Here is a 1,733-nt window from a genome sequence, read left to right as displayed (position 1 = left end):
GGAGGCAGGCCTCCGCCAGAACATTAGAGCTTGATAAATTTATCCAGCGTACGAATAAGCTGGGTGACAAAACCGTATTCGTTATCGTACCAGGCGACGGTTTTTACCAGTTGCAGATCGCCCACTTCGGTAATCTCGGTTTGTGTTGCATCAAATACCGAACCGAAATGCGAGCCAATGACATCTGACGAGACGATTTCCTCGTCGGTATAACCAAACGACTCATTATTTTGCGTGGCTTTTTTCAGCGCGTTGTTGACCTCTTCAGCAGTGACTTTTTTCCCCAATATCGATACCAGTTCCGTGACAGATCCTGTTTTCACCGGAACACGCTGGGCATGGCCTTTTAATTTTCCGCTCAACGCCGGAATAACCAGACCAATGGCCTTGGCGGCACCAGTGGTATGGGGAATGATGTTCTCTGCTGCTGCCCGCGAGGCGCGCAGATCTTTCCCGCGTGGACCATCAACCAGCGACTGCGTTCCCGTGTAGGCGTGGATGGTGGTCATAGTGCCAAGCTGAATACCGAAGCTATCGTGCAGCGTTTTCGCCATCGGTGCCAGGCAGTTGGTGGTGCACGATGCGACCGAGATAATCCGATCGTTCGCATCCATTGTGTCGTCGTTGACGTTAAAGACAATGGTCTTCATGTCGCCAGCCGGGGCGGATATCAGCACTTTTTTGGCACCTGCATCCAGGTGCGCGTTGGCTTTTTCTGTCGAGGTATAAAAACCGGTGCATTCGATGATTATCTCAGCGCCAGTGGTTTTCCACGGGATATTTTTGGCCTCTTTTTCTGCGTAAACCGCGATTTTTTTACCGTCGACAATCAGCGCGTCTTCGGTAAAGTCGATGCTCCAGGGAAACGGGCCGTAGTTTGAATCGTGCTTTAACAGATAGGCGAGAATTTTGGGCGAGGTGAGGTCATTAATGGCCACAACCTCCACGTTGCTTTTGACTTCCAGTAGCCGACGCAATACCAGACGACCGATACGACCAAAACCGTTAATGCCAATTTTACTCATGGTTTTCTCCTGTCAGGATGAGGCGGTACGACATATTTTCCTTACCAGGCTTAGTCCAGACAGGCATCCTCGGCAATAGCGGCTCTTGCTGTTAAGCGTAAGCGACTGAAAATGGGTGAACAAAAGTTAATGAATTTTTAACAAAAGCCCGTTATGTTGACGCATTATTGTTTTTATTCAGGAAGTGTTATGGGGAATAAGTATTCTGGCCTGCAAATCGGTATTCACTGGCTGGTCTTTTTGTTAGTTATTGTGGCCTATAGCGCCATGGAGTTTCGCGGATTTTTCCCGCGCAGCTATCGTCCCTTATTCAACATGGTGCACGTATCCTGCGGTATCACGATATTAACGCTGATGGTGGCGCGTCTGCTGGTCAGGCTGAAATATCCGGCACCGCCGATTGTGCCAAAACCAAAGCCAATGATGACCGGCATGGCGCATCTGGGGCATCTGGTTATCTATCTGTTGTTTATTGTGCTGCCTATTATTGGGCTGGTGATGATGTACAACCGGGGTAATCCGTGGATTGCATTCGGCATCGTTATGCCGCATGCGGCAGAGGCTAACTTTGATTTAGTGGATATGCTGAAGTCCTGGCACGTGACGCTGGCAAACCTGGGTTATTTTGTTATTGGTCTGCATGCCGTTGCCGCCCTGATGCATCACTATTTCTGGAAGGATAATACGCTGTTGCGCATGATGCCGCGT

Annotated in this window: 2 protein-coding genes; one reads left to right on the top strand and one right to left on the bottom strand. The window is 49.6% G+C overall.

Annotated elements, in window-relative coordinates:
- Positions 1-23: 23 nt before the first annotated feature.
- Positions 24-1,025 carry a type I glyceraldehyde-3-phosphate dehydrogenase gene (gap, locus tag FDW94_RS17335; protein ID WP_137377964.1) on the bottom strand — a complete coding sequence of 334 codons (1,002 nt, stop codon included), beginning with the start codon at positions 1,023-1,025 and terminating at the stop codon, positions 24-26.
- 189 nt (positions 1,026-1,214) lie between these two features.
- On the opposite strand from gap, the gene cybB reads away from it, so the two are divergent.
- Positions 1,215-1,733: cytochrome b561 (cybB, locus tag FDW94_RS17330; protein ID WP_137378041.1), on the top strand; the 519-nt coding region annotated here is incomplete at its 3' end.

Source organism: Citrobacter sp. wls757, from assembly GCF_005280935.1.
Lineage (GTDB): Bacteria > Pseudomonadota > Gammaproteobacteria > Enterobacterales > Enterobacteriaceae > Citrobacter > Citrobacter portucalensis.
Note: the sequence above shows the minus strand (reverse complement) of the source record. Positions and strands in the feature narration are given on the sequence as shown.